Annotated in this window: 24 protein-coding genes and 1 pseudogene; 10 read left to right on the forward strand and 15 right to left on the reverse strand. The window is 39.6% G+C overall.

From position 1 onward, the window contains the following. Nucleotides 1-3: 3 nt before the first annotated feature. From apaG to lptD, 5 genes are all read right to left on the reverse strand, one after another. Nucleotides 4-384 (reverse strand): Co2+/Mg2+ efflux protein ApaG, encoded by a 381-nt coding sequence (gene apaG / locus SJ2017_RS05660; RefSeq protein ID WP_065108972.1) that lies wholly within the window; start codon nt 382-384, stop codon nt 4-6. A gap of 54 nt (nt 385-438) precedes the next feature. After that, nucleotides 439-1,242 carry a 16S rRNA (adenine(1518)-N(6)/adenine(1519)-N(6))-dimethyltransferase RsmA gene (gene rsmA / locus SJ2017_RS05665; RefSeq protein WP_055024319.1) on the reverse strand — a complete coding sequence of 268 codons (804 nt, stop codon included), beginning with the start codon at nt 1,240-1,242 and terminating at the stop codon, nt 439-441. 7 nt (nt 1,243-1,249) lie between these two features. Further along, a complete protein-coding gene (pdxA, locus tag SJ2017_RS05670; protein ID WP_080915145.1) occupies nt 1,250-2,236 on the reverse strand; it encodes a 4-hydroxythreonine-4-phosphate dehydrogenase PdxA in 987 nt (328 codons plus the stop codon). Nucleotides 2,237-2,245: 9 nt separating this feature from the next. Continuing rightward, nucleotides 2,246-3,550 (reverse strand): peptidylprolyl isomerase SurA, encoded by a 1,305-nt coding sequence (surA, locus tag SJ2017_RS05675; protein WP_055024317.1) that lies wholly within the window; start codon nt 3,548-3,550, stop codon nt 2,246-2,248. 132 nt (nt 3,551-3,682) lie between these two features. Continuing rightward, nucleotides 3,683-5,980, reverse strand: coding sequence for an LPS assembly protein LptD (gene lptD / locus SJ2017_RS05680; RefSeq protein WP_080915146.1), 2,298 nt, complete (start codon nt 5,978-5,980; stop codon nt 3,683-3,685). A gap of 135 nt (nt 5,981-6,115) precedes the next feature. Between lptD and SJ2017_RS05685 the strand changes: the two genes are divergently transcribed. From SJ2017_RS05685 to SJ2017_RS05705, 5 genes and pseudogenes are all read left to right on the forward strand, one after another. Continuing rightward, nucleotides 6,116-7,114 carry an aminoglycoside phosphotransferase family protein gene (locus SJ2017_RS05685; RefSeq protein ID WP_080915147.1) on the forward strand — a complete coding sequence of 333 codons (999 nt, stop codon included), beginning with the start codon at nt 6,116-6,118 and terminating at the stop codon, nt 7,112-7,114. Between the two features lie 47 nt (nt 7,115-7,161). Further along, nucleotides 7,162-7,842: an N-acetylmuramate alpha-1-phosphate uridylyltransferase MurU gene (murU, locus tag SJ2017_RS05690; RefSeq protein WP_080915148.1), complete on the forward strand. Its 681-nt coding sequence runs from the start codon at nt 7,162-7,164 to the stop codon at nt 7,840-7,842. Between the two features lie 52 nt (nt 7,843-7,894). Further along, nucleotides 7,895-8,671 (forward strand): annotated as a pseudogene (djlA, locus tag SJ2017_RS05695) (co-chaperone DjlA). Between the two features lie 66 nt (nt 8,672-8,737). Further along, complete coding sequence (locus SJ2017_RS05700) at nt 8,738-9,352, forward strand: outer membrane beta-barrel protein (protein WP_055024312.1); 615 nt, start codon at nt 8,738-8,740, stop codon at nt 9,350-9,352. Nucleotides 9,353-9,411: 59 nt separating this feature from the next. Continuing rightward, a complete protein-coding gene (locus SJ2017_RS05705; protein ID WP_080915149.1) occupies nt 9,412-10,362 on the forward strand; it encodes a D-2-hydroxyacid dehydrogenase in 951 nt (316 codons plus the stop codon). Between the two features lie 179 nt (nt 10,363-10,541). Here the strand turns inward: SJ2017_RS05705 and purT are convergent, their stop codons facing one another. Next, the gene (purT, locus tag SJ2017_RS05710; RefSeq protein WP_080915150.1) at nt 10,542-11,738 is read right to left on the reverse strand and encodes a formate-dependent phosphoribosylglycinamide formyltransferase; all 1,197 of its coding nucleotides are present in this window, start codon (nt 11,736-11,738) and stop codon (nt 10,542-10,544) included. Nucleotides 11,739-12,010: 272 nt separating this feature from the next. Between purT and SJ2017_RS05715 the strand changes: the two genes are divergently transcribed. Both SJ2017_RS05715 and SJ2017_RS05720 read left to right on the forward strand, forming a co-directional pair. After that, on the forward strand, nt 12,011-12,400 hold the full coding sequence (locus tag SJ2017_RS05715) for a DUF3302 domain-containing protein (protein WP_080915151.1): 390 nt from the start codon (nt 12,011-12,013) through the stop codon (nt 12,398-12,400). A gap of 2 nt (nt 12,401-12,402) precedes the next feature. After that, nucleotides 12,403-13,551, forward strand: coding sequence for an HlyD family secretion protein (locus SJ2017_RS05720; RefSeq protein ID WP_055024308.1), 1,149 nt, complete (start codon nt 12,403-12,405; stop codon nt 13,549-13,551). A 184-nt stretch (nt 13,552-13,735) separates the two neighbouring features. Here SJ2017_RS05720 and SJ2017_RS05725 read toward each other — a convergent pair whose 3' ends face one another. Further along, nucleotides 13,736-14,296, reverse strand: coding sequence for a DUF4136 domain-containing protein (locus SJ2017_RS05725; RefSeq protein ID WP_080915152.1), 561 nt, complete (start codon nt 14,294-14,296; stop codon nt 13,736-13,738). 250 nt (nt 14,297-14,546) lie between these two features. Here SJ2017_RS05725 and SJ2017_RS05730 point away from each other — a divergent pair, with 250 nt between their 5' ends. Next, nucleotides 14,547-14,852, forward strand: a complete 306-nt coding sequence (locus SJ2017_RS05730; protein WP_065108980.1) for a DUF1289 domain-containing protein — start codon at nt 14,547-14,549, stop codon at nt 14,850-14,852. Nucleotides 14,853-14,871: 19 nt separating this feature from the next. Here the strand turns inward: SJ2017_RS05730 and SJ2017_RS05735 are convergent, their stop codons facing one another. The 8 genes from SJ2017_RS05735 to glnD form a co-directional block, all read right to left on the reverse strand. After that, nucleotides 14,872-16,125: an ATP-binding protein gene (locus SJ2017_RS05735; protein ID WP_080915153.1), complete on the reverse strand. Its 1,254-nt coding sequence runs from the start codon at nt 16,123-16,125 to the stop codon at nt 14,872-14,874. A gap of 17 nt (nt 16,126-16,142) precedes the next feature. Beyond that, nucleotides 16,143-16,823, reverse strand: a complete 681-nt coding sequence (locus SJ2017_RS05740; RefSeq protein ID WP_080915154.1) for a winged helix-turn-helix domain-containing protein — start codon at nt 16,821-16,823, stop codon at nt 16,143-16,145. A gap of 31 nt (nt 16,824-16,854) precedes the next feature. After that, nucleotides 16,855-17,271: a DUF3019 domain-containing protein gene (locus tag SJ2017_RS05745; RefSeq protein WP_080915155.1), complete on the reverse strand. Its 417-nt coding sequence runs from the start codon at nt 17,269-17,271 to the stop codon at nt 16,855-16,857. Between the two features lie 2 nt (nt 17,272-17,273). Next, on the reverse strand, nt 17,274-17,816 hold the full coding sequence (locus SJ2017_RS21855; protein ID WP_338057699.1) for a MipA/OmpV family protein: 543 nt from the start codon (nt 17,814-17,816) through the stop codon (nt 17,274-17,276). Continuing rightward, nucleotides 17,720-18,148, reverse strand: coding sequence for a MipA/OmpV family protein (locus SJ2017_RS21860; RefSeq protein ID WP_276328891.1), 429 nt, complete (start codon nt 18,146-18,148; stop codon nt 17,720-17,722). The genes SJ2017_RS21855 and SJ2017_RS21860 overlap by 97 nt, the downstream gene beginning before the upstream one ends. Before the next feature lie 176 nt (nt 18,149-18,324). Continuing rightward, nucleotides 18,325-18,585 (reverse strand): hypothetical protein, encoded by a 261-nt coding sequence (locus SJ2017_RS05755; protein WP_065108984.1) that lies wholly within the window; start codon nt 18,583-18,585, stop codon nt 18,325-18,327. Between the two features lie 179 nt (nt 18,586-18,764). Beyond that, on the reverse strand, nt 18,765-19,304 hold the full coding sequence (locus tag SJ2017_RS05760) for a YcxB family protein (protein WP_080915156.1): 540 nt from the start codon (nt 19,302-19,304) through the stop codon (nt 18,765-18,767). A gap of 31 nt (nt 19,305-19,335) precedes the next feature. Further along, nucleotides 19,336-21,954, reverse strand: a complete 2,619-nt coding sequence (gene glnD, locus SJ2017_RS05765) for a [protein-PII] uridylyltransferase (RefSeq protein ID WP_080915157.1) — start codon at nt 21,952-21,954, stop codon at nt 19,336-19,338. Between the two features lie 125 nt (nt 21,955-22,079). Between glnD and SJ2017_RS05770 the strand changes: the two genes are divergently transcribed. Both SJ2017_RS05770 and SJ2017_RS05775 read left to right on the forward strand, forming a co-directional pair. Next, the gene (locus SJ2017_RS05770; RefSeq protein WP_080915158.1) at nt 22,080-22,784 is read left to right on the forward strand and encodes a 16S rRNA pseudouridine(516) synthase; all 705 of its coding nucleotides are present in this window, start codon (nt 22,080-22,082) and stop codon (nt 22,782-22,784) included. 110 nt (nt 22,785-22,894) lie between these two features. Further along, on the forward strand, nt 22,895-23,854 hold the full coding sequence (locus SJ2017_RS05775; protein ID WP_080915159.1) for a LysR family transcriptional regulator: 960 nt from the start codon (nt 22,895-22,897) through the stop codon (nt 23,852-23,854). The last annotated feature ends 349 nt before the right edge of the window (nt 23,855-24,203 follow it).

Consider the following 24,203-nt stretch of genomic DNA (forward strand, 5'->3'; position numbering starts at 1 on the left):
GGATTACTGAAATATTCCTGGGACAGCGAGTCTGAATGTTGGGATCTGCGCACTAAAGCTTTCGCCTTGGTCTGTCACCATGCCATAGCTTCCTTCCATAAAACCGACAGGCGTTTCCATTACAGTACCGCTTGAATATTGATAAGCAGTATCAGGATCTATGGTTGGGGTTTCACCTACTACGCCAGGTCCTTTCACTTCGCTTGTCTCACCGTTGGCATTAGTAATGATCCAGTGGCGATCTTTTAGTGTAACGGCAATTTCACTGAGGTTGATAATAGTGATGGTATAGCTGAATAAGTACTTTTCATCTTCTGCTGAAGATTGATCTTCGAGGTATTTTGTTTCAACTTTAATTTTGACGTTTGAGGCTACAGAGGTCATTCAACATCCTAAAAAGCAGAAGGGCATTTAACGATATAAATGCCCTTGAGGTGACTAACTTTTATCGCAAACTAAATTAGCGAGCGCAACGTATTGCTCGACGCTGATTTGTTCTGGTCGTAACGACGAGTCTATATTGAGTTGTGTAAACTCTTCGTCAGTGACCATTTGCTTTAAGTTGTTTCTTAATGTTTTACGGCGCATGTTAAACGCTGTGGTACAAACATGTCTTAATACATCAACATCTTTGCATGGGAATGGTTTTTCATCAAAAGGCAATAAACGTACTACCGCAGAATCTACTTTTGGAGCCGGTTTAAAGCTTTCAGGTGGTACTTCTAATACTGGAACGACTTTACAGAAGTACTGAGCCATAACAGTTAATCGTCCATAGGCTTTGGTGCCTGGACTGGCTGATAAACGAAGTACGACTTCTTTTTGCAGCATAAAGTGCATTGTTTCGATAATTTCAGCGAATTCGAAAAGATGAAACATCAGTGGCGTTGATATGTTGTATGGCAAGTTACCAAACACCTTGAGCTTTTTATCACCTTGCTGCAGTTGGCTAAAGTCAAAATTAAGCGCATCACCTTGATTGATGGTTAACTTATCTTTTAATACAGGGTGGTTTTCTAAACGCTCAACGAGGTCTTTATCTAACTCAACCACGGTTAAGTTATCAACGGCTTCAGCCACAGGCTCAGTTAATGCACCTAGACCAGGGCCAATTTCGACCATGACATGATCATTATCAGGAGAAATTGCGCCCACAATTCTACTGATGACGCTTTCATCAGTTAAGAAGTTCTGTCCGAAACGTTTTCTGGCCGTGTGGCCTAAATGTACTTTATTGCTCATTGGAAAATTATTTACTTACTTTTGAGGCCAATTCAATGGCTTTATTTAATGCGCAGGTAAAACTACCGCAATCTGCTTCACCTGTACCTGCAAGTTCTAATGCAGTGCCATGATCGACAGAGGTTCTGATATACGGAAGACCTAAGGTAATGTTAACCGATTTTCCAAAACCTAATGATTTAAGTACTGGAAGTCCTTGGTCGTGATACATAGCAAGAACCACATCTGCTTCTTGTAAGTATTTAGGTTGGAATAAGGTATCCGCTGGTAACGGTCCTACAATATCAATATTTTGCTCTCTCAGCTCATCTAAAGCCGGGATCATTATATCAATTTCTTCTCTACCTAAGTGTCCATCTTCACCTGCATGTGGATTTAGTCCACAAACATATATTTTAGGTGAAGCAATACCAAATTTCTGCACTAATTCGCGGTGCAAAATTTGAATAATATGATGTAAACGATCGCGCGTAATCGCTTTAGCAACATAAGCTAAAGGAATATGCGTAGTCATCAATGCCACTTGTAAGCCTGGTGCTGCAAGCATCATGACCACATCTTGGCAATTTGCTTGTAATGCAAAGAACTCTGTGTGACCACTAAACGGAATACCCGCTTGGTTAATAATGCCTTTATGTACAGGGCCTGTTACAACAGCGGCAAATTCATTACTCATGTTTTTTTCACCAGCGTAACGCAAGGTGTCAACGACATAAGCACTATTTGCTTCGTCCAACTGACCACATTTAACCTCAGCAGCCAGTGTGAAAGGTGCAATGGTTAATGTGCCCGCTTCTTGAGGTTTTGGCTCAAGCGTTGGCTGATAAGGACGAAGTTTAAGCGGCAAGCCTAACATCTTAGCTCGGCTGATTAATAAATCAGGATCTGCACAAACAACTAACTCAGCAGGCCAAGCCTGCTGAGCAAGTTTTATAACGAGATCGGGGCCGATACTTGCCGGTTCACCCGGTGTTATCGCAATTCGTTGTGTCATTAAGTTAGCTTAACCTCGAATAATCTCTGGTTCAAAAACTTCAATGTAAGCTTCAGAACGCATTTCGTCTAACCAGTTCTGCAGTTCTTCGTTGAACTTACGACGATAAATCAATTGGTGAGCACGATTACTATTAAACTGATCCGTTGCATCCGTTGTACGTTTTTCTTCTAACTGAGCAATGTGCCAGCCATGAGTTGTACGGAATGGTTCACTAATTTCGTTAATTTCTAAGCTATTTAATGTCTGTGCAAACTCAGGTACGTAGACAGTTGGTTCAGCCCAACCTAATTCGCCGCCTTTTGCTCCTGAACCCGGATCTTCAGAGTATTGACGAGCAAGGTCAGCAAAGTCTGCTTCACCAGAACGAATTTGAGTTAGGAAGTTTTCTAACATCGCCTTAGCACGTTCTTCTGACAAAATTGGCGAAGGCTTTAGTAGGATATGGCGAGAGCGAACTTCATTAATTTCTTGAGTTTGTAAGCCTCGAGCATCCATGATTTTAATAATATGAAAGCCTGATGCACTTTTAATTGGCCCAATAACATCACCGGTTTTTGCATCAGTGACGACTTCTGCAAATAATGTCGGCATTTCATTAATGCTCATGTAGTCCCAGATACCGCCTTCAAGTGCTTTAGGACCAGACGATGATGCAATTGCTGTGCGGCGGAAGTCTTCACCATCATTTAGACGTTTTAACACGATGTTGGCACGTTTACTTGAGGCTTCAAGTTGCTCACTTGTTGGATTGCTTGGTACTTCAATAAGAATATGACCCATTTGGAACTCAACGTCTTTAAGACCTTGTTCTTGGATCATTTTTACTAGGTTATTGATTTCTTGCGGTGATACTTGAATACGGCGTTGAACCTGAATACGTTGAATTTCACCTAGGGTGATTTCTTCACGTAGTTGCTCGCGGTATTGAGCAAAGCTCATACCTTCGCTTTCAATCTGTTGTTTCATTTGGCTAACAGATAAACCTTGTTCTTTTGCGATGTTTTCAATGGTTTGGTCTAACTGTAAATCACCAATAGATAGACCGATTCGCTCAGCCATTTGTAGTTGTAAATGCGTTAGAATAAGTCGCTCGATAACCTGTGTACGCAGTGCGTTGTCAGAAGGAAGACCTTGACCGGCTTTTTGCGCATTGGCTTTAACCGAGGTAACCATGTGACTGATTTCGCTTTCGAGTATAATGCCTTCATTAATCTGCACAGCAACTCTGTCCAACTGAACAGGCGCCGCAACTGATACTTGGCTAACCGCCAGAGTAAATAAAGCAAAAATCATTTTCTTACAGTGTTTCATCCACAGAATCCTTGGCACTTAAATTTCTAATTATTGTTGGCGTTTCGCCAAAATAGTGTTGTTAACTTTTATTAGGACTATTTGTTTTCCACTAGGTTCAGCAATCTATCACAATTGATGGATAAATGATGGCTAATTCCTTAAGTAAAGCGGTTTACGGTAGTTAAATAACCCTTCGTTAAGCATATCTTCAACCCCTAATGGACCTGAACCGCCTAAGCCTTTAATAATAAAGTTTAGATAAACACCACTTTCAAATTCTTCACGAGCATCAACACTCGGGTTTAAATCATCATCGTAGTTGGTTTTAATACGGTAATGATAACTTAGGCGCATTGCCCAGCAACAAGATTCGTATTGCACCCCAGTATAAGTTTCAATACTACGAGATTCGTTCAAGTCGTAGTAAAAATTACCAACAAAGTAAAAGTCATCATTGATAGGCCAGGTCGTACGCATACCAAGCTGAGAAATATTCACTCTATCGTTGGTATTGGTATTTAATAAATCTGGCACGTAACGATAACTGAACTGAAGTAATTTATCATTACTTGGGCGAAAATCGAGTGTCATTTCGCTCTTCTTGGTATCACCGTTTTCAGTATCAAATTGAACTGCGCCACTAACAAACCAATCGTTATAAAGGTTGGCATCAAGCTCGGCTGCTAATACTGAGGTTGAAGGCGCTGCCTCAATATTTTCATCGGTGTAATTAATCTTACTGTCTTGGAAGAAGATAATTTGGCCTAGGCTAAACTTTAACTTCTCGATGTTAGCGTCATCAAATAGGCGTGTTGTTAATCCTAAAGTCATTTGGTTAGCATCAGCAATTCTATCTAACCCTGAATAACGTCTATCACGGAATAATCCGAAGTAATCTTCCTGGAGTTGTGCAGAATCATAGATACCAATGCCATCTTGGTTTTCATATCCTACATATAAGTATTGGAACTGAGGTTCCAGTGTTTGTTTATAATCCATTTCAAACATTTGAGTTTGACGCTCAAAGTTAACTTGGCCATGTACCCGGACTTGAGGGATAGTACGGCTAACGGAGTCATCTAGGTCACTATCATCGGCAATATCTTGCCAATATTGTGTCTGCATTAGTTTAACTTCACTGGTTAAAGAGCCTGCTGGTCCTTGAATAGGTAAGCTAATGCTTGGTTCCATATGGAAGCGGGTTGCAGTTGAATATTCGTTTTCTTTATGCTGGAAATTGGTCAATTCTGAATTAAATTTAAAGTCCAAACTGTTCCAAAAGTCATTGGTTTGGTAATTAAAATTAAGTTGTGGCATGACTTGATAAGGCACTTCATCTTCGCCCAAAACTTTAATGTCTTGGACTTTCATGCCGAAATCCCAATCTCGCTCAAAATAGCTTATTTCACCCACTCGAGATAATTGGTTGTCAGTTGAGCGGTTGACGTCAGAATTCAAATCATTGAAATAGTTGTTATCTGATACATCAGTGAAGTTAGCTTGAACACGCCAGTTGTCATTGATGGCACCTTGATGACGCCAATGGTAAAGGTAACGGTCTGGGCTGTTATCTAATTTATCGTCATTAGCTAAGTATTCGAAGTTTAATTGACCATCTTGATTCTCACCCGCTAAATAACGGAACTCGGTTTTTGAATAAAAGCCGCGAGCTGACATATAGGTTGGGGTGAAAGTAAGGTCAAACTCAGGTGAGATATTCCAGTAATAAGGGGTACTGACTTCAACACCGTTAGTTGTACTGGTACTAAAATCTGGAAATAAAAAACCAGATTTACGCTTATCAGAAACGGGAACTGTCATGTAAGGAATATACATCACAGGCACACCGCCAATACGCATTTTAGCTTCCCAAATTTCTCCCCACTCTTCAGTGCTATCAATGCGAATTTCTTTGGCTTCTAATAGCCAAGATTCATCGCCAACAGGGCAGGTAGTGAAATTGGTATTGGTTAACTCTAAGTTATTTTGCTCGGTAATGTTGAGTTGCTCTGCATCACCGTGAATTTGTTGGCCGTGCAACCAATATTTAGCGCCTTTCAAGGTTGCGCTATTGGTAACCATTTGGGCATTTAATGAATCAGCGGTAACGGTAAACAGTTCGTCCGAAAAAATGAGATTGCCGTTGGCATCTAATTTTTCGTTTCGTTGATCAAGAACTGCTTCGTCTGCACTGATGTGTCTTGAACCTTGACTAAAGCTCACATTACCGGAGAAGTGGGCTTTGTCACCCATAGCAGCTTCAGAGCGATCAGAAATGATAACAATATCTTCAGGAGATAAATTAGTCAGTTGTTGACGGTCATCAACAGAGCTAGAAACAGGCGGTTGAATCACACATTGAAGTTGAACCGTTTCTGTTTCAGAAGGTTCTTGCGCCGAGACTAGGTTTGGTAACAGGCTTAGTGCCAGAAAATAGCGGATCTGCATTTTAATTAATGATTATGAATTCTTAGTCTAGACAAAATGAATCGAAAAAAAGCCGCAGCTAAACAAGTTATCTTTAGCTGTTTCCAAGTGTTATGTTGGCTATAATAAAGCAATTTTCCCATAAGAGCCATTGAGATGACTTTATCTGATACAAGATTTATTTTACTTAGGAAGTGGTTAAGTCAATATTTTAAGACAGAAGTCGAGATAGAACTAATCTGTGGAGACGCAAGTTTTCGCCGTTATTTTAGAGTTAAACATTTAGCAAAGTCTTATATAGTCTCAGATTCACCGATCGAGCTTGTGCCAATACAACCTTTTATTGATATGGCAATTTCGTATCAAAAAGTCGGATTAGTTGTACCTGAAATTATTGCTCAAGATAATGTGTCAGGATTTGTTTTGCAGTCTGATTTAGGTGATGAGCAGCTAATTAATCAGTTAAACCTGCAAACAGTTAAGCCGCTTTATACTCAAGCACTCGGATTACTACCTAAAATTGCGCAAGTCAAAGCCACCGCCTCTGGTGAGCTGCCTTTATATGATCGTCAATTTGTTGAACGTGAATTAGCGATTTTTAGTGAATGGCTGTTAGGAACACATCTGAAATTAACTTTATCAGACCATGATAAGCAAATTATCTCACACGCATTTAGTGTGCTGATAGAAAATGCTATCGCTCAGCCACATGTCGGCATGCATCGAGATTATCATAGCCGCAATATTTTACTGGTGGATAAGCAACTCGGTGTGATTGATTTTCAAGATGCAGTGATAGGCCCTGTGACTTATGATGCCGTGTCTCTTTTACGAGATTGCTATATCAAATGGCCAAAAGACATCGTTGATGAGTTAAAGCAATCTCATTTTCGTCTTTGTCAGCAGCATCAGTTCATTGATGAGTCTGTGTCATTTGAGCAGTATGAGTCTTGGTTTGATTTAATGGGATTACAACGCCATATCAAAGCCGCAGGTATTTTTGCAAGGTTACATCACCGAGATGCAAAACCAGGTTATTTAAAAGATATTCCGTTAACACTCACTTATATCGTCGAGGTCTCGGCGCTTTATCCTCAGCTAGAAGAGTTTGGCTTATGGGTTAAAGAGCGAGTGATCCCTCTGATATCAAAGTAAAGAAATCAGTAGCGAATTAATAAGTTATCTATTTTGTTGGAGATAGAATGAAAGCAATGATTTTAGCTGCTGGCCGTGGTGAGAGATTACGACCTTTAACTGACACATTACCTAAACCAATGGTAAAGGCGGCTGGAAAAGCATTAATTGAGTACCATTTAGACAAATTAGCTCAAGCAGGGTTTCAAGACGTTATTATTAATCATGCCTGGCTTGGGCATAAGCTTGTCGACAGTTTAGGCGACGGAAGTCGATGGGGCATAACAATTAAATACAGTGCCGAGCAAACAGCTCTGGAAACGGCAGGTGGTATTAAGCAGGCATTGCCTCTTATCGGTCATGAGCCGTTTTTTGTTATTAATGGTGATATTTATATCGATAAGTTACCTGATATAACGCAGGCAAAAGATGTGATGGCGTCAAATTCAGCATTAGATGCTTTTTTGTGGTTAGTGGATAATCCTACGCATAATCCTAGCGGGGATTTTGCTATAATAGACAATATGCTAGCTGAAAGTGAACAGGACAAATTAACCTATTCAGGTATGGGAATTTATCACCCTAAGATGTTCACAGAACTAACAGCGGGTAAAAGTGGTTTAGGACCATTGTTAAGGCAAAAACTAGCGAGTGAAACATTGGCGGCGAGCCACTTTCAATCCTATTGGTGTGATGTCGGTACAATCGAGCGATTAACACAGTTAACACATTATATTGAGAATCAATAAATTCATTACATGGTGAGCTCATGTTTACCATGATTAATTAGCAGGAAATTCAATGCGCATTTGGGGTAAGTTTTTTGGGTTTGTCATTGGATTTATGGCGGGCAAATTTTTTGGCGCTTTAATCGGTTTATGGCTGGGGCATGCTTTTGATAAACGGGCAGGGTTGGCCGATTTAGTGCGCAAAGGTCATGAGAGGCAAGCTCAATTTTTTAACACTACATTTATGGTGATGGGTCATGTTGCTAAAGCATCTGGACACGTAACCGATGTGGATATTCGCATTGCTACTATGTTGATGGATCAAATGAAGCTCACCGGTGATGCGAGGCGTGATGCACAAGCGGCCTTCAGAGCTGGTCGAGATGCACAATTTGATTTGGTTAAAACCTTGCAAGAATTTCGAGCTATGGCGCAAGGCCGTCGTGAAATTCTACAAATGTTTTTAGAAATACAAATTCAAACAGCGCTTTCAGATGGTGAATTACACAGTAAAGAAAAACAAATTTTATCCACAGTTGCCAAAGAGTTAGGTTTGGGGCAAGCTCACTTAGACGCACTACTTAGTCGTTGGTAAGCTGAGTTTCATCATCACCAATCAGGCAAAGGCAACAATATGCAGTTGGATGATGCGTATTCTTTACTGGGTAAGCAGGAGTCCTCCAGTGACCAAGAGATTAAGCGTGCTTATCGTAAATTAATGAATGAACATCACCCTGATAAGTTACTTGCAAAAGGCTTACCTGAAGAAATGATGGAGCTTGCTAAATCTAAAGCCCAAGATATTCAATCTGCGTATGAAACGGTTAAAGCGTCAAGAGGGATGCGTTAGTATTCGATTAATGCGGTATTTACCGTGTTTTGCTTATGACATTGGTTGTTGTACATGGAGTTACACATGAAATTACGTTCTTTTATTTGCGCGCTATCTTTATCCGCTGCGGCTTTGCCTGCAAGTGCCGAGATATATGTATCACCTTTTGGCGGCTACAGTTTTGGTACATCTGAATTTGATATTTCAGAAGTGAGTACCGATGAAACTGGCAAACTAAAAATATCAGAATCAGAGCACTATGGTGTCATGATAGGTACAACCACAAAAGATCCTGGCAATATCTACTTCCTTTATAGTACACAAGCGACAGATGTTAGAAGTGGCGCATTTAGTGATGAAATTTTTAATGAACTGGATGTCGATTATTTCCATTTAGGTGGCAGTCTATATTTCCCTAATGGCAAATTTAAACCTTATGTCACTGCCACTGTCGGTGCAACTCATCTTAGACCAAGCGGTAACTACTCATCTGAAACGCGATTTTCAATGGGATTTGGTGGCGGTGCAGCATTTGAAATAACTCCACAAGTTGCTTTATTTGCTGATGTGAGAGGTTATGCCACCTTTATAAATTCCGATAACACCTTCCTTTGTGGTCCTAATGAATGTCTTTGGCATATTTCGGGAGATGTTATGTGGCAAGGGCAAGCGAATGTGGGTTTAGAGGTTAGATTCTAAAAACGCTTTTTAGCACGGTTAAATTCAAGCACTGTAAAATTATAGGTGGGTGAGCGAGTATGAAAATTGTAGTGCTTGATGGTTATACGCTTAACCCAGGCGACCTAAGTTGGGATGCGCTTTCACAGTTCGGGGATATAGAGGTGTTTGAGCACACTGAACATGATCAAATCATTTCTCGAAGTCGTGATGCCGATATAATACTAACCAATAAAGCCGTTATAACGAACAAGGTTATTGAGCATTGCCCAAAGCTTAAATATATCGGTGTGACGGCAACAGGAACCAATGTCGTTGATATGACTGCGGCCAGTTCCCGTAATATCGTTGTGACGAATGTGCCAGCATACGGTCCTGATGCAGTTGCGCAAATGGTGTTTGCTCTTATTTTGCAGCATAGCCAGCAAGTGTCTTTGCATGATGAGGCGGTTAAGCAAGGTCAATGGTCGAATGCGAGAGATTTTTGTTTTACCTTATCGCCATTAATGTCACTAAAAGGCAAAACCATTGGCATTGTGGGTTATGGGGATATTGGTCAACAGGTTGCTACATTGGCCTTAGCATTCAATATGAACGTCATTATTACTAGTGGCTCAAAGAAAACCAATTTACCTCTTAATGTAAGTTGGCAGCCCTTAGAGTTATTACTGACTCAAGCTGATATTGTTTCATTGCATTGCCCGCTAAATGAGACGACAGATAAACTCATTAACAGTCAGAGTTTAGGTTTGTTAAAACCTGGTGCGTTATTAGTCAACACAGCTAGAGGCGGTTTGATTGATGAGGATGCACTGGCATTAGCGCTAAATCAGCGTAAGTTATTTGCCGCTGTGGATGTGCTTTCGACTGAACCCCCGGCAAAAGATAACCCCTTATTATCAGCTAACAATATTGTCATTACTCCGCATATTGCTTGGGCGACGATAGAAGCTAGACAAAACCTGTTAACAATAGCGGCTAATAACATAGAGCGATTTTTACAGGGCAAGCCTTGTCATCAAGTTAACTAGACTTTGCAGGATAAATTAACACAGTCTGCAAAATGTAGTGATAAGCAACAATCATAAAAAAGCCTAACAACAGATGTTAGGCTTTTTTAATTTTAAAGCTACCGTCATTTAGCTAATGTCACTTAGTTAATGCCAGTAAGCTCAATGTCGGCAAGAGAGAGGCCATAAATCGTCAAGCCCTAGGTAATCACGTTTACTTTTGCAGCTGCTCGTTTAGCTTTAGCTATTGCTAAATCAATCTCGGTATCTCTAGCTAATGCAACGCCTAATCTTCTGCGGCCGTCGATATCTGGCTTACCAAATAACTTAACTTGAGTATCTGGCTCAACTAATGCGTTGGCAACGCCTTGGTAGCGAATATTATCTGAGCTACCTTCAGCTAAAATGACTGCAGAAGCACTCGAACCATGTTGCTTAATTTGCGTAATAGGTAAGCCCAAAATCGCACGTACATGTAGCGCAAATTCTGATTCATCTTGGCTAATTAACGTCACCAGTCCGGTATCGTGTGGACGAGGAGATACTTCTGAAAAATACACATCATCGCCTTTAATGAATAATTCAACGCCAAATAAGCCGAAGCCGCCTAATGCCTTGACTACCGCTTGGCCGATTTCTTGCGATTTTGCTAATGCAATGGCTGACATGGCTTGCGGTTGCCATGATTCACGGTAATCACCGTCTTCTTGACGATGACCAATTGGGGCACAATAATGAATACCGTTGACTGCACTGATGGTGAGTAAGGTAATTTCATAGTCAAAATCCACAAAGCCCTCGACAATGACGCGCCCACCGCCTGCACGGCCGCCTTCTTGAGCATATTGCCAAGCTTGTTCAATTTGCTGTGCTGATTTGATCACACTTTGGCCTTTGCCTGATGAACTCATGACGGGTTTTACCACACAAGGCAAGCCAATATCTTCAATTGCTTTAGTAAATTCAGCTAAGGTATCGCAAAAATAATAAGGTGAAGTCGGGATACCTAAGATTTCAGCTGCTAAACGTCTGATCCCTTCTCGATCCATCGTCAGCTGCGTTGCTTTGGCTGTAGGGATGATATTAATACCAGTGGCTTCAAGTTCCGCTAAAGCTTGAGTAGCAATAGCTTCAATTTCTGGAATGACTAGATGAGGCTTTTCTAGCTCAATGACAGCTTTTAACGCCGCTTCATCCAACATATTTACCACATGACTTCGGTGTGCCACTTGCATGGCTGGTGCGTTAGGGTAACGGTCTACACCAATCACTTCTATTCCGTATCGTTGTAGCTCAATTGCTACCTCTTTGCCTAGTTCACCACATCCTAGCAGCATAGCTTTAATCGCACCTTCAGTACCGGCAGTACCAAAATCTAATGGGGTCTTCGCGTTCATTGTTTTACCTTCTAGGAAGCCTGTAGGGAGTTTGCTGCAGAATGTTAACTTGTATTCAAACTTGATTGATTAGCAAAGCCTATAAATGTGTAAAAGATCACGTGAAAAGAGTTATTTTTTTAACGAATAAACAGTGTTTTATAGTTATTTTATTGATATTCATGTGTTATCTTGAGGTTGTGTTTGTGTTGCGCTAATTAGTTGCGAATTGGTGAGGTTAACTTAAAACAATACTGGTTGGTTTTCTGGCTATGAGTCGATAGGAGAGTCATATGTTTTTGGATTATTTTGCATTAGGGCTGCTGTTTTTTGTAGCGCTAGTGATTTTTTACGGTGTGATTGCAATTCATGATATTCCCTATGAAATTGCCAAGAAACGTAATCACCCTCAGCAGGATGCATTGCATATAGCGGGTTGGGTGAGTCTTTTTACCATGCATGCTATTTGGCCATTTTTATGGATTTGGGCAACCTTGTATCGTGAAGATAGAGGCTGGGGGTTTAGTAATGGTAAAAAGCGAGAGTTAATTCTTGAAGGTGAGGTACGCGAGTTAATGGAAAAGGTTGAAGATTTAAATCAGCGCTTAGCCTCTATTGAGACGCCAAAAACTGACAAGGTTTCAGAAAACACGACAGAACAACAACCTAAGCAAGAGGTGTAATCATGGATCTACTACTGATTTTAACTTACACCGCGTTTTGTGTAGCAATATTCAAGATATTTAAGATTCCATTAACCAAATGGACAGTACCGACAGCAGTATTAGGCGGTATTGTGTTAATTGGTACACTGCTTATCTTAATGAACTACAACCACCCTTATACTCGTTTTGCACGTGAGTACTTTGTATCTATTCCAATCAACCCTGCTGTGCGTGGATTAGTGGTTGAAGTGAATGTGAAGCCTAATATTCCAGTGAAGAAAGGCGATGTTTTATTTAAAATAGACCCGACACCATTTATTGCTGCGGTTAAACAAAAGCAAGCTGCACTAGAAGATGCTAAGCAAGCAGTACCGCAACTAAAAGCATCTTGGGATAGTGCTATTGCTCGTGTAACTCAAGCAGAAGCTAATCGCGATAGAGCGAAATCAGCTTTTGAACGTTATGATGAAGGTAAGCGAAAAGGTGGTAAAAACTCGCCATTCTCAGAAATTGAACTCGATAACAAACGTCAGTCATATTTATCTGCTGAAGCACAGTTTAAAGCCGCTGAAGCAGAAGAAATTCGCTATCGATTGGCTTATCAATCCAATATTGATGGGGTGAATACCGATGTTGCGGTTATTCAAGCGCAACTAGAAGAGGCGCAATTTAATTTAGACAGTACAGAGGTACGTGCACCCGTTGACGGTGTTGTGACGCAAATGGCTCTTCGTCCTGGTGTAATGGCAGTGCCTATTCCCCTTAGACCTGCGATGACGTTTATACCTGATGAAGATAGATACTTTGCTGGTGCGTTTTGGCAAAACTCATTATTACGTCTCAAAGAGGGTGATGAAGCTGAAATTATTTTAGATGCAATGCCAGGGGTTGTTCATAAAGGCCGAGTAGCTAAGGTGTTACCAGCAATGGCTGAAGGTGAGTTACAGTTTGGCGGGGCACTTAGGTCTTCTAATCAATTGTTCCAGCGTGGTCGTGCTCTGGTATTGATTGAGCTTGACGATGAAAATGAATTGCTTAGAACATTACCTGCGGGTGTCGCTGGGCAATCGGCCATTTATACAGAGCATTTCACTCATGTATCGATTATTCGTAAAGTATTACTGCGTATGCAAGGTTGGTTGAACTACTTGTTTGCTGAAGGTCATTAACCGCTATTTTTCTGATACTGACGATAGTAGTCAATCATGGCAATAGTAAATAGTGACGATAATGAAACCAGCGCCATAATGAATAAGCACAATAATGGATAGTCACGAGATAACCTTATAGCAGTAAAATAAAAGTCCGCGCTATGCGGACTTTTTGTTTTTGATTAAGTACCTTGAAGTTGTTTTAACACTTTGGCTGCTTAGTTAACCTTTGGGCTAGGGGGAATAAGGCAAGTATATTGGTGATGGTTTTACTGGTTTCTACGACTTTCTCGTCGCCGCCAGATTCAAAATCAAACTCATCTGTTCCACGCCAGATAAGGCGGTTCTCTTTTGTATCGATGATATCTACTTGAATAACTTGGATTTTCGCACTGTCACTACCGATTGGGATCCCCATACTGGTGCCCACACCGACACCACCGTGGCTCCCACTGGTGCCAGTACCTAAACCAATCGATAACCCAGAGCTTTTAGGTTTATCTTTGGTTAAAAAGCCATAACTAACAGTAAAATCGCTGTTTTCTTGTTGTTCAACAAACCCCTTAGCTGTGAGAGTAGAAAGAATATTTGCACGAATGCGTTCAGCGCTTAGTGGATCGCCTTGATCTGGCGTATCAATGAAATGGAACGTTTTTAGATCAGAGAAATCATACTTGGTATCATAATCAGACTGAACATTGGTGCTTTGGCAAGCCCCAAGACACAGTAGCATGGTAAATAACATCATATATCGATAAAACATAGACTCTCCATTAATTCGAACGTTTCAGACTGCAACTCATGCTTTAATGAAATGTTTTAAGCACAATGTAGTTATTAATTTAACGGCAGTTTGTTCATAAACTTACTGTTAGCTTAATGCAAATTCAGTGCTTTAACCAATGTTAGCGATGGCATGCTACTGATTAATTGATGAATAATTGTTTAGTTATATGGCAATCTGCTTATTTAATGCTAAGTTAGAATGATTATTGTGCAATACGAAAGAGGTTATGGAGCAACTCAGTTTTCTGTCGGTACCCAGTCCGTGTATAGGTGTGTGTCAAACAGATGCGCGCGGATATTGTGTGGGCTGCTTAAGAAACCGAGATGAACGTTTTAACTGGCTTCATTTTAGTGACGCGCAAAAGCACAATATTATTCGCTTATGTATACAGCGTAAACGTCGTAGGCAATATGCAAAATATAAAGCGCATCAAATAGCGGTAAAACAGCAGCAAGCCGAAGTTAACCCTCAATTTGATTTTGATGAAAAGCCAGATGATGACCTTGATTTTGGGGATTTTTCGTTAGATTAAACTCGTTGAGGTGTTTGATTTACCTTGGCCATATTAACGTAAAAGTCGTGGCCTTGTGGTCACTTTCTAACTTCACTTGTCCTTTATGGCGCTGCATTATTCGTTTAATAATCGCTAAGCCTAATCCGTGTCCTTTATTGCCTTTATGTTGAGATTTACTGCGATAAAATGGCTCAAAAAGTTTAGGCTGATCTTCTTCTGGGATAGCTTCACCATCATTAACTACCGCTAAATAGACTTGCCTTTCATCATAACTTAGATAGATATGAATATCGGTGTTGGCGTATCGTTGTGCGTTTGTCACTAGGTTCTGAATCGCTCGCTCGACAAGCGATGTTTCCGCCATAATACCCATGTTATTCATAGAGTGATGAAAGTGAGTAGGTTTCTCATTCAATGGCTGCAGGCGGCTGACGAGATCCTCTGTAAGACTCACTAGCTCGCATTTTTCTAATGTCGGCTCTAGTTGAACCTCAAGACTTGCATAGGTTAATAGCTCTTGCAGTAAGGTTTCCATTTCTTTTATGTCTAACTGCATTTCATCTAGAAAAGCTTGTCTGCGCTCTGCATCACTTTTAGGAAGGCAGTATTGAGGTAGAAGGGCTAAAGCAAACTTTAATCTCGCTAAAGGGGTTCTTATCTCGTGTGATACTGCATTGGATAGGTGTTTCTGGTTCTCAATTAAGTCACTGATATGTTTTGCCATATCATTGAATGTATTGGCCAGTGGTGCAACCTGTGAACCTGCATTAAGTTCAATGCGAGTGTTCCACTTGGCCTCACCAAAGTTTTGGGTCGCTTTTTTTAATGTTTTAAGGTCTTTTGATAAAGGCCAAACCCAAATTAGCGCAACAAATGCGAGTAATAAATAAAAGAAAATGGTGAACAAGTTTCTAAGCTGCCCCCTAGGGTCAACATCCACAGGGCCAGCCATCAGGACTTGATCGCCTACAGCAATGAATTGCAGTTCATGATCTTTATCTGCTGTGGTGGTAATGATCTGATTGTCAGAGAACACCACTTCAGCACTGAGTGCTATTTCATGTTTTTCAAATAGTTGTAAGGGGTATGGGTATTTTTCGATGATCGCTTCTAGCTGCTGTTGTCGATCAGCTTTAGGTTGTTGCGCCAATAGAAGGGCAAAAGCGATTAAAGGCGAGTCTATGTTGTCGTGTTCGTCGACTTGTTGTTGCCAGAGGCTATCTAAAGTCCAGCCTATACCTAAAAAGCTTAAGCTTAATAATAGGTATAGGCTGATGAAGAGTCTTTTCAAAGTCTTCTATAACTCGATTAGTTATTCCACGCTTCCGGCGCGAATAAATAACCTTGTCCCCAAACAGTTTTAATTCTGAATGGTGTCTCAATACTGTCGCCTAGCTTTTTACGCAAACGCGAAATACGGACATCGATTTTTCTATCTTTACCATCAAAGTCAATATTAAGCAGGTATTGGTAAATATATTGACGACTCAACACTTGGCCCGCTTGTGAGGCTAATAACCATAATAACTCAAACTCATGGCTAGTTAGATCTACTTCCGTATTCCCCAAGCGAATAGCTTGAGTATGAGGATCAATACTTAATTTACCAAAACTTAAACAGTGTGACTCAGGTTTTGAAGGTTGTGCCTGACGGCGAAGTAAGTTATTGATTCTAGCTACTAATAAACTAGGGTCAACAGGCTTAACTACGTAGTCGTCAGCACCCAATTCTAATCCTTTGATTTGATCTTCAGGTGAGCCTAATGCGCTCATTAATAAAATTGGACCTGCAAAATAGTCAGGTAATTTTTCACAAAGGCTTAATCCATCAAGTCCAGGTAGCATGATATCCAGTAAAATAATATCAGGCTTGTAACTAATTAATCGTGTTAGAACGGTATCGCCACGTCGCTCAACTTCAACGTGCATATCGTGTGACTTTAAATAGTCCACAATCAAATTGGCAAGACGAATATCATCTTCAACCAATAAAACTCTATGAGTTGATGGGGGGTTGCCATTAAAATAAACTCCAAGGGTTTCGGTAACGTCGTCGAATTTTGGGTTCAGACGTTTTTGTGACTTTTAGGATTACTTCCGCCAGTTTATTATTATTGCTTTTATTTATTAAGACAAAATGAATATCTTCATTTGTACTTACTGATATTTGCAACGAGTGTTCATCAGTTGAATCACTACACCAGCGAGCAATAGGTTGGTAATTTGACTGGATACAAACCAATTGTTCGTTTTCGACCTGCCAATTTAGCTCAATGTCAATTTCACAAAGACTATCATTTGCATCAATAAGACATAAACGAGGCGTAGCCGAAAGCTGTGCTTGCCCGATAAGCGTATCAGCTTTGGCAAAGAAAGCACTAATAATCAGTATTAATATACCGAAAAGGTGATAGACCTTATGTTCTTTGAGGAACAAGGTTAGAACCTATATGCAGCTCCTGCAAAATAGGAGTTGGAGTAATCTTCATTTATTATTGGGCTGTCTATAATTTCATCTGCAAGTAGAGCATGGCGCAAAGCTAATAATAAGTCCCAACGCTCTGATATACGGTATCGCGTTGTTAATTCTATTGCTTTATTCCAGCCTGAACTTGGTTGGTATTGTTCACTCCAGTATGCATTTTCACTGGGGCGAATACCATAGTAATAATCAATGACTTCAGCGCTTTTCCATTCAGTTTCTAGAGTGAGATCAAAACGCCAATCACTCACAGCTAAAGAATAGTTCCAGCTAATATTTACTTCTTGCCCGTTATGGACATTCAGTAAGTCATGAGCGGCTGCGATTTTCAGCACGCCAAACTGGCCATACCAAAATAATTCAGCACCACCATATACGGTGAAGTTTCGACTTTCAAGTTCATTTAAAACAACGGGTTGCTCAACACTCTGTACTCCAAACCCTCCAATATTAGGTAGAGAAGAAACTGGGTCAGTATTAGCAGATTGAGGAAGAAAGATATTAGAAGGATCCCAGCGATAAAAAAAGCGCGTTCATCGCTATAGCTTGTTGCTAAGTTGATGGTAAAGGTTTCTTGTTCTGTAAGGGTATAGCCAAAATTAAAGTTGTCAAAAAACCAGCTTTCACCATAGTAAGCTATTGATGGTATTACATATAATGGAATATCGTCGTAATTGGCAATAGGATTAGTTTTATTGCCATAGCCAACTGCAACACTAATATCCCATTCACCTACAACAACGCAATCACCGTCAAGTTGACAAGGTTCATCCGCAATGGCAGGAAAAAGAATAAATTGTGATACAAATAAGGCAAAAAATAATCGATACATCAAAAACAAACAACCTATATTTATCAATTAAACCGATGAATAGGTGCCACTTTAACACCTATTTAATCAATGAAAAATTTGTTTAATTGATTTGATACAAACTGATACTTATGTTTGCTTGGTGTTGTTTAGGTTGTGAGTTGGTTTGTTTTTGGCTATATCAATGTTTTTACAGGTTAAATGTTTTCTTTTGTCTCATCTGTTTTTGCTAGCTGACGTTGGCGTTGATAGCCCATTTCAATCAGTTGAGCATTGATGCAATCAGATACAAACTGTTGCCTTTCGTTTTTATCCACTTGTTCTTCTGTTGCTGTTGTTTCACAGGCGACAGTAAGTGAATTAACAATATCAATTGGCGCTTGCGTATTATTGGCTAAACTGGCTGAACTCACTATGAGTGATAATGAAATGAATGTATAAAAAGCTGGCTTTTTCATGTGTTGTCCTTTGAGAACTTATTATTGGTTTAAGGCCACAGTGACATCTTTTTTCATTGTTAACTCATTAAAATGTGGACAAATAATGTGAAGTATTTATCCACTTAAATTTACTAATGACTTAACCTCGTTACGCTCATAGGTAGCCTTGTACGTTATTTAGTCAGCTTAAAATGGTTTTAGTTCAGTTTTAGATTAATAAACGCTATGGCAGCATCATTTAAGCAACGCTTAGAAATGTAATGCTTTAATGATTGAGTGGTTAATAAGAAGCCTTCATCGGTCTCTTTAGCACGACAGATATCTGTCCAAGGAAGAAGGTGATCAATATAGCTAGATTTAGAATGTATTCCCTGCTCATTAATCGTAATAGTAACGGGGTTGTTGGCCGACTTACTGATCATTTGTCTCATTAGCCACCATGCGCGATTAAAGCGAACCTGTAATGCTTCAACGCCACCTAAACCAATAAAAAAGTAGGCAAGATAAGGTGTCACATCGGTGAATGTCATTAAAAATCCTGCAACAGTAAAAGCGATCGCTTTGAGATACCGTTTGGGACTTAAATTAACTTCGACAGATTGGTCGTAGGTTTCTTCAAAATGAGATTTATCAAGGATATATTCTTTAATGTAACTGAAACCGACGGTATTGGTGTCATCGGTTTCAGCAACATTATTAATAGTACTGGCTTCAGTTTGATTATGACTTTCAGACATATAAGGCTCTAATACAACAAAGATAGGGCAATTATAATGTTGAAGTGATCGATTTGACTAATTTTTCCTGCAGTTCAGCTTGCTCCAATTCAGTTAACTGTGCGCCATGTTGATTAGATAATGCAAATACATTATCAGCACGTTCGCCCACAGTACTAATTGCAGCTGAATGAATGTTGAGATCGAGTGCTCTAAAGGCACTGGCAATTTGCCCCATAAATTCATGGGTTTCTAATGCCAGTACATGCACTAGTGTGCGGTCGGCCTTCTTAGAGTGAATAAACTCAATCGTAGGTTTATTATCAAAGTTTTTGGTATGGCGAGAAGGTCGAGTTTTAGGCGGTGACATATTGTCATCGAGTACCTGACGTAATTTTTTAATGACTTGTTTACGGCGTTGGGCACTAAAAATAGGTTTGCCATCAAAATCGAGCACTTTAAATGCTTCAACAACATATCCGTCTTTGGTTTTAGATATTTGAGCTTGGTTAACGGAAATTTTTAGTGTCGACAGTGTGTTAAATAATGAAATAAATAATCCAGGTCTGTCTTTGGTGTAAACAAACACATCACTACAGCCTTTAACGCTACTGTCATCAAGTATGATGAGTGAGTGATCATCAGGATGATTTTCTTGTTCGTGGCTTAGAATACCTAGGCTGTATTTAGCAATTTCACTTGGAATTGCATTACTAAAGAATGATAACGGTAACCGTTTCCACAAGGTATTTATTTCAGTAAGTTGAGCTTCACTAGGACTAATAATGCCTAAAGCATCTTGTTTGTGCTCTCTGACGAGGGTTCTTAATTGCAACACATTTTCTAAACCATTTCTGAGCGCTTTTCGCGTTGCAAAATAGAGGTCGGTAAGTAAGCTTGCTTTCCAGTCATTCCATAAATCGTCATTGGTTGCTTGGATATCTGCAACTGTGAGGCAATATAGTGCATCAAGTTTTGTAATACTACCAACTGATTTTGCAAAGGTTTTAACCACTTCTGGGTCGTGTATATCCATTCGTTGAGACGTAATAGACATTAATAAATGTTGCTCAACTAACCAGCTGATTAATTGCTGTTGTGAGGTTTTTAACCCGTGAAACTTTGCGAATAGTTTGGCATCTACTGCGCCAAGCTCACTATGATCACCGCCACGACCTTTTGCTAAGTCATGGAATAACGCTGCAAATAATATGGATTCTTTTGCTTGAAAACGTTCAAAAATATCAGCAGCCAGTTTTTGATCTGCTGGCACTTCATCTTGAGTTAAGCCATATATTTTTTTCAGTAGCTTATGAGTATGCTCATCTACTGTATATGCATGGAATAAATCAAACTGCATTTGACCTACGACTTCACGCCATTGAGGTAAGTAGGAGGCTAAAATACCGTGCTGATGCATTAAGGTTATTGCCAGACCCATTCCATGAGGGTGCTTAAATAAGCTAACAAATAACTCTCGGCAAACCTGATAATCTTGCAAGTCACCCATTAATCTTCGTCGCACTTGGCGCAATAGTCGTAATGTTTCTGGGGTGATACCCGTTACTTGCTCATGATAAATGGCAATAAAGGTAAACATCGACATGATTTGGGTACGATCAATAAAAACGTCTTGGTTTTGAGCGTGAATTTGCCCATTATAAATTTGGAAGTTTTCATTAATCTCAATTATCACAGGTGTTTTTTGTGGCACAATTTCACGTTCGAAATAAGCCATTAACATTAGATTTAGCTCACGAATACGTTTCATGGCTCTAAATAATTGGCGCATCATTTTTTCAATGGCGATATTACCGCTATCGCCAAAACCTTGCAGACGTGCAACTTCAGCTTGGTGCTGGAGTAATAATCGATTTTCAGAGCGGTTAGAGGCCTGATGCAAAGCAAAACGGACACGCCAGATGAAGTTTTGACACTCCATAAACTCAGCGTATTCATCGTCAGTTAAAAATTTAAGTCGGCGTAGATCTTTTAAACCATCAATAGAGAAATGCTTACGAGCAATCCAGGTAATGGTTTGAATATCCCTCATACCACCGGGACTGTTCTTTAAATTGGGCTCAATATTAAATGCGGTGCCTTGCGCCTTATTGTGACGCACTTTTTGTTCGTTATATTTAGCATCAAAAAATGCTTCACTTGACCAAATCGTTTCGCCATAAAGCTTACTCAGAACTTGGTGTTGGTGATTCTCGTGGCCACAGATATGTCTAATTTCTAGCAGTGTTGTCGCAATAGTGACATCTTCTGCGCAGGCTTTAAAAGTATCATCAAGTCGTCTTACTGCATGGCCCAAATCTAACCCTAAATCCCATAATTGAGTTAAAAAATGGCTTAAGGAGTTTGCGTCATGTGTTGATAAGTCACTGTCATGGATAATGCAAATATCAATATCAGAAAAAGGGTGAAGTGTTTTACGCCCATAACCACCCACTGCATTTAAGGAAATGGTGCTGGTTTCAAACGGGGTAGCTTGCCAAAGGTGATTTAGTAAAATGTCGAAAAACTGCGCTCGATGCTGCAGTATTTCTGCGATAGAACAACTATTTATTTGTTGTTCTAACCAGGTATCAAACTCAGTAATGGATTGTTTTAGGTCTACAATGCTCATTTCTGGCTGTAAAATCGGATAAGCTGGTTGCAAAGACATGTTACTCCTTTATTGTTTTGCCTTTAAACAGGGTATTCGATTTGGTTTGTTAACTCAAACGAAGTAACTAAATGAATCGGAATAAGTTAATTCTTTTAATTAGTTAATTGAGAATAAATTATAAAATGCGAAGTAAGCGAAGTCGGTTAGATCAATTTTTTGCTCAAAAGCTGCAAATTTCTAAGAAAGCTGTCAGGCAATTATTGCTTGATAATCGCATTGAAGTGGATGGTGAAATTTGTAAGTCTGTCGATTTACAAATTGATGAATTTACTCATATACGCTTTGATGGTGAGTGGTTGCAACATCATACTCGGCAATACTATATGTTAAATAAGCCTGATGGTGTAGTCAGCGCAACTAAAGACCGTATCCATCCCACTGCTTTGTCATTACTTGACAATATCGATCTGGATTTGATGCATATTGCAGGTCGCCTAGATTTACATTCGACTGGATTACTATTAATTACCAACGACAGCCGTTGGTCTGAAATGCTGATGGCACCTGATACTAAGGTTAATAAGCAATACTTGGTGACGTTAGCAAACCCACTCGATGAAAGTTATATTGCTGGTTTTTTACAGGGGATGCATTTTGGATATGAAGATATAGTCACCAAGCCAGCAAAATTAGAAATCCTATCGACTTTTCAAGCTAGGGTGATTTTACAAGAAGGTAAGTATCATCAAATAAAGCGTATGTTTGGGCGCTTTAGAAATCCGGTTTTGGCATTACATCGTGAGTCGATAGGTAGTATCAAATTAGATACTCAACTCGAGTGTGGAAAATTTCGCCATTTAACTGAGGAAGAGATTTTAATGAAATAATTTAGATAGATATGAGCAGATTCAAGATTAATAAGTCTGCACTGGATCAATATACTTTGTAAATATTAGTGCTAATGTTTTGGCTGGATGAAATTTAAACAGGCAATAACATGGATATAAAAGCACTAAAAAAAATTAGCGAACTTGATGTATTCAGTTTATTGGTTTTCAAAATTATCTATGAAACGGGGTTTGCCAATCTTGCTGCAAAAGAGCTTGGCGTTTCAGCGCCTAAAATTAGCCGCTGCCTCACAGCACTTAGGCTGACCTTTGACGACGAGTTGTTTTATCGTCGCCAGCAAGGTTTAAAACCTACCGCGTTAGCTGAACACCTTTATCAACCCATCTGCGAATTTTGTGAATCTGCCTCAAATATAGAAAGAATTGTTTGTGCAGGGAATAAAACCAATTCTTCTAAAGTCCTCAATATTGCTGTCACTCCTATCATTATTAATTCGCTGGCATTGTCTTTAGGCCGTGAAGAGGTAATGGATAAATTGGGTAAAGTGAGGCTTCATTTATGGAACGAATACTCAGAAGAGAAAATTCATCAAGGTGATATCGATCTCGGGATTAATTTTGGCGGGGCATGTGTGACTGAATTAGAGTCTCAAGTTATTGGTATTTCTACTTCTACTTCTATTGCTGCTCGGCGAAATCACCCTATTTGGAACAGCGGTTATATTGATTTAGAAGAAATTAGCAACTATCCGTTTTTGATACTTGAAGGAAAGGGGTTTAATGACAAATTAGATCCGTTTGAAATCTATTGTCGTCAATCGGGTATCGAACCCCCAAGCATCAGTCGGGTGACTTCAGTTTCAGAGTGGTTTTGTCATCTATTGACGATGAGAAGCTTCAGTTTTATGTCGACTGCTGAATCCAAAGTGTTGGGTAGCTTAGACGATATACGTGTAGAAAAGCTCCCCGCTTTTGAAAGACAAAAATTGGTGGGTAAATGTTTATCCCCTGAGTACAACATTATTGAACGTTCATCGCCTTATAGACGTTACTGTGAAAATAGCAGAGAAATTATATTGGACTCAGTGAAGTATTTGATCAGTTTGTAACGCATAGTTTCTCGAAATAAACGCCTCAAATGAAGCCGAAAGGCTTCTTTTTTTAACCTTCAAATTAAGTCTGGTTTTTGAGTTTGTTTACCGTGTTTAAATGAGTTTATTTCTACTCAGAAGATAGTACCTATTACCCATCATTTTGTTACTTTGTTTTCCTCCCAGTTTTGCTGATTATAAAATTGTAAATATTATAAATTGAACTCAAACTATCAAATAAAAGCAATAAGTTATGTGAGTTTTACATAGCGAAATTGCTAAGCTCGAATTGTGCAATTTTTAGCTAAGAATCTTTAAATTTCAATCACAATTACCACACAAGTTTAATACATATTACAGGCTGTCT

The organism is Shewanella japonica (assembly GCF_002075795.1).
Lineage (GTDB): Bacteria > Pseudomonadota > Gammaproteobacteria > Enterobacterales > Shewanellaceae > Shewanella > Shewanella japonica.

Excerpts from the sequence above, each read along its gene's own strand:
- apaG (WP_065108972.1), bottom strand. The coding sequence starts at position 384 with ATGACCTCTGTAGCCTCAAACGTCAAAATTAAAGTTGAAACAAAATAC.
- rsmA (WP_055024319.1), bottom strand. The coding sequence starts at position 1,242 with ATGAGCAATAAAGTACATTTAGGCCACACGGCCAGAAAACGTTTCGGA.
- pdxA (WP_080915145.1), bottom strand. The coding sequence starts at position 2,236 with ATGACACAACGAATTGCGATAACACCGGGTGAACCGGCAAGTATCGGC.
- surA (WP_055024317.1), bottom strand. The coding sequence starts at position 3,550 with ATGAAACACTGTAAGAAAATGATTTTTGCTTTATTTACTCTGGCGGTT.
- lptD (WP_080915146.1), bottom strand. The coding sequence starts at position 5,980 with ATGCAGATCCGCTATTTTCTGGCACTAAGCCTGTTACCAAACCTAGTC.
- SJ2017_RS05685 (WP_080915147.1), top strand. The coding sequence starts at position 6,116 with ATGACTTTATCTGATACAAGATTTATTTTACTTAGGAAGTGGTTAAGT.
- murU (WP_080915148.1), top strand. The coding sequence starts at position 7,162 with ATGAAAGCAATGATTTTAGCTGCTGGCCGTGGTGAGAGATTACGACCT.
- SJ2017_RS05700 (WP_055024312.1), top strand. The coding sequence starts at position 8,738 with ATGAAATTACGTTCTTTTATTTGCGCGCTATCTTTATCCGCTGCGGCT.
- SJ2017_RS05705 (WP_080915149.1), top strand. The coding sequence starts at position 9,412 with ATGAAAATTGTAGTGCTTGATGGTTATACGCTTAACCCAGGCGACCTA.
- purT (WP_080915150.1), bottom strand. The coding sequence starts at position 11,738 with ATGAACGCGAAGACCCCATTAGATTTTGGTACTGCCGGTACTGAAGGT.
- SJ2017_RS05715 (WP_080915151.1), top strand. The coding sequence starts at position 12,011 with ATGTTTTTGGATTATTTTGCATTAGGGCTGCTGTTTTTTGTAGCGCTA.
- SJ2017_RS05720 (WP_055024308.1), top strand. The coding sequence starts at position 12,403 with ATGGATCTACTACTGATTTTAACTTACACCGCGTTTTGTGTAGCAATA.
- SJ2017_RS05725 (WP_080915152.1), bottom strand. The coding sequence starts at position 14,296 with ATGTTTTATCGATATATGATGTTATTTACCATGCTACTGTGTCTTGGG.
- SJ2017_RS05730 (WP_065108980.1), top strand. The coding sequence starts at position 14,547 with ATGGAGCAACTCAGTTTTCTGTCGGTACCCAGTCCGTGTATAGGTGTG.
- SJ2017_RS21860 (WP_276328891.1), bottom strand. The coding sequence starts at position 18,148 with ATGTATCGATTATTTTTTGCCTTATTTGTATCACAATTTATTCTTTTT.
- SJ2017_RS05755 (WP_065108984.1), bottom strand. The coding sequence starts at position 18,585 with ATGAAAAAGCCAGCTTTTTATACATTCATTTCATTATCACTCATAGTG.
- SJ2017_RS05760 (WP_080915156.1), bottom strand. The coding sequence starts at position 19,304 with ATGTCTGAAAGTCATAATCAAACTGAAGCCAGTACTATTAATAATGTT.
- glnD (WP_080915157.1), bottom strand. The coding sequence starts at position 21,954 with ATGTCTTTGCAACCAGCTTATCCGATTTTACAGCCAGAAATGAGCATT.
- SJ2017_RS05770 (WP_080915158.1), top strand. The coding sequence starts at position 22,080 with ATGCGAAGTAAGCGAAGTCGGTTAGATCAATTTTTTGCTCAAAAGCTG.
- SJ2017_RS05775 (WP_080915159.1), top strand. The coding sequence starts at position 22,895 with ATGGATATAAAAGCACTAAAAAAAATTAGCGAACTTGATGTATTCAGT.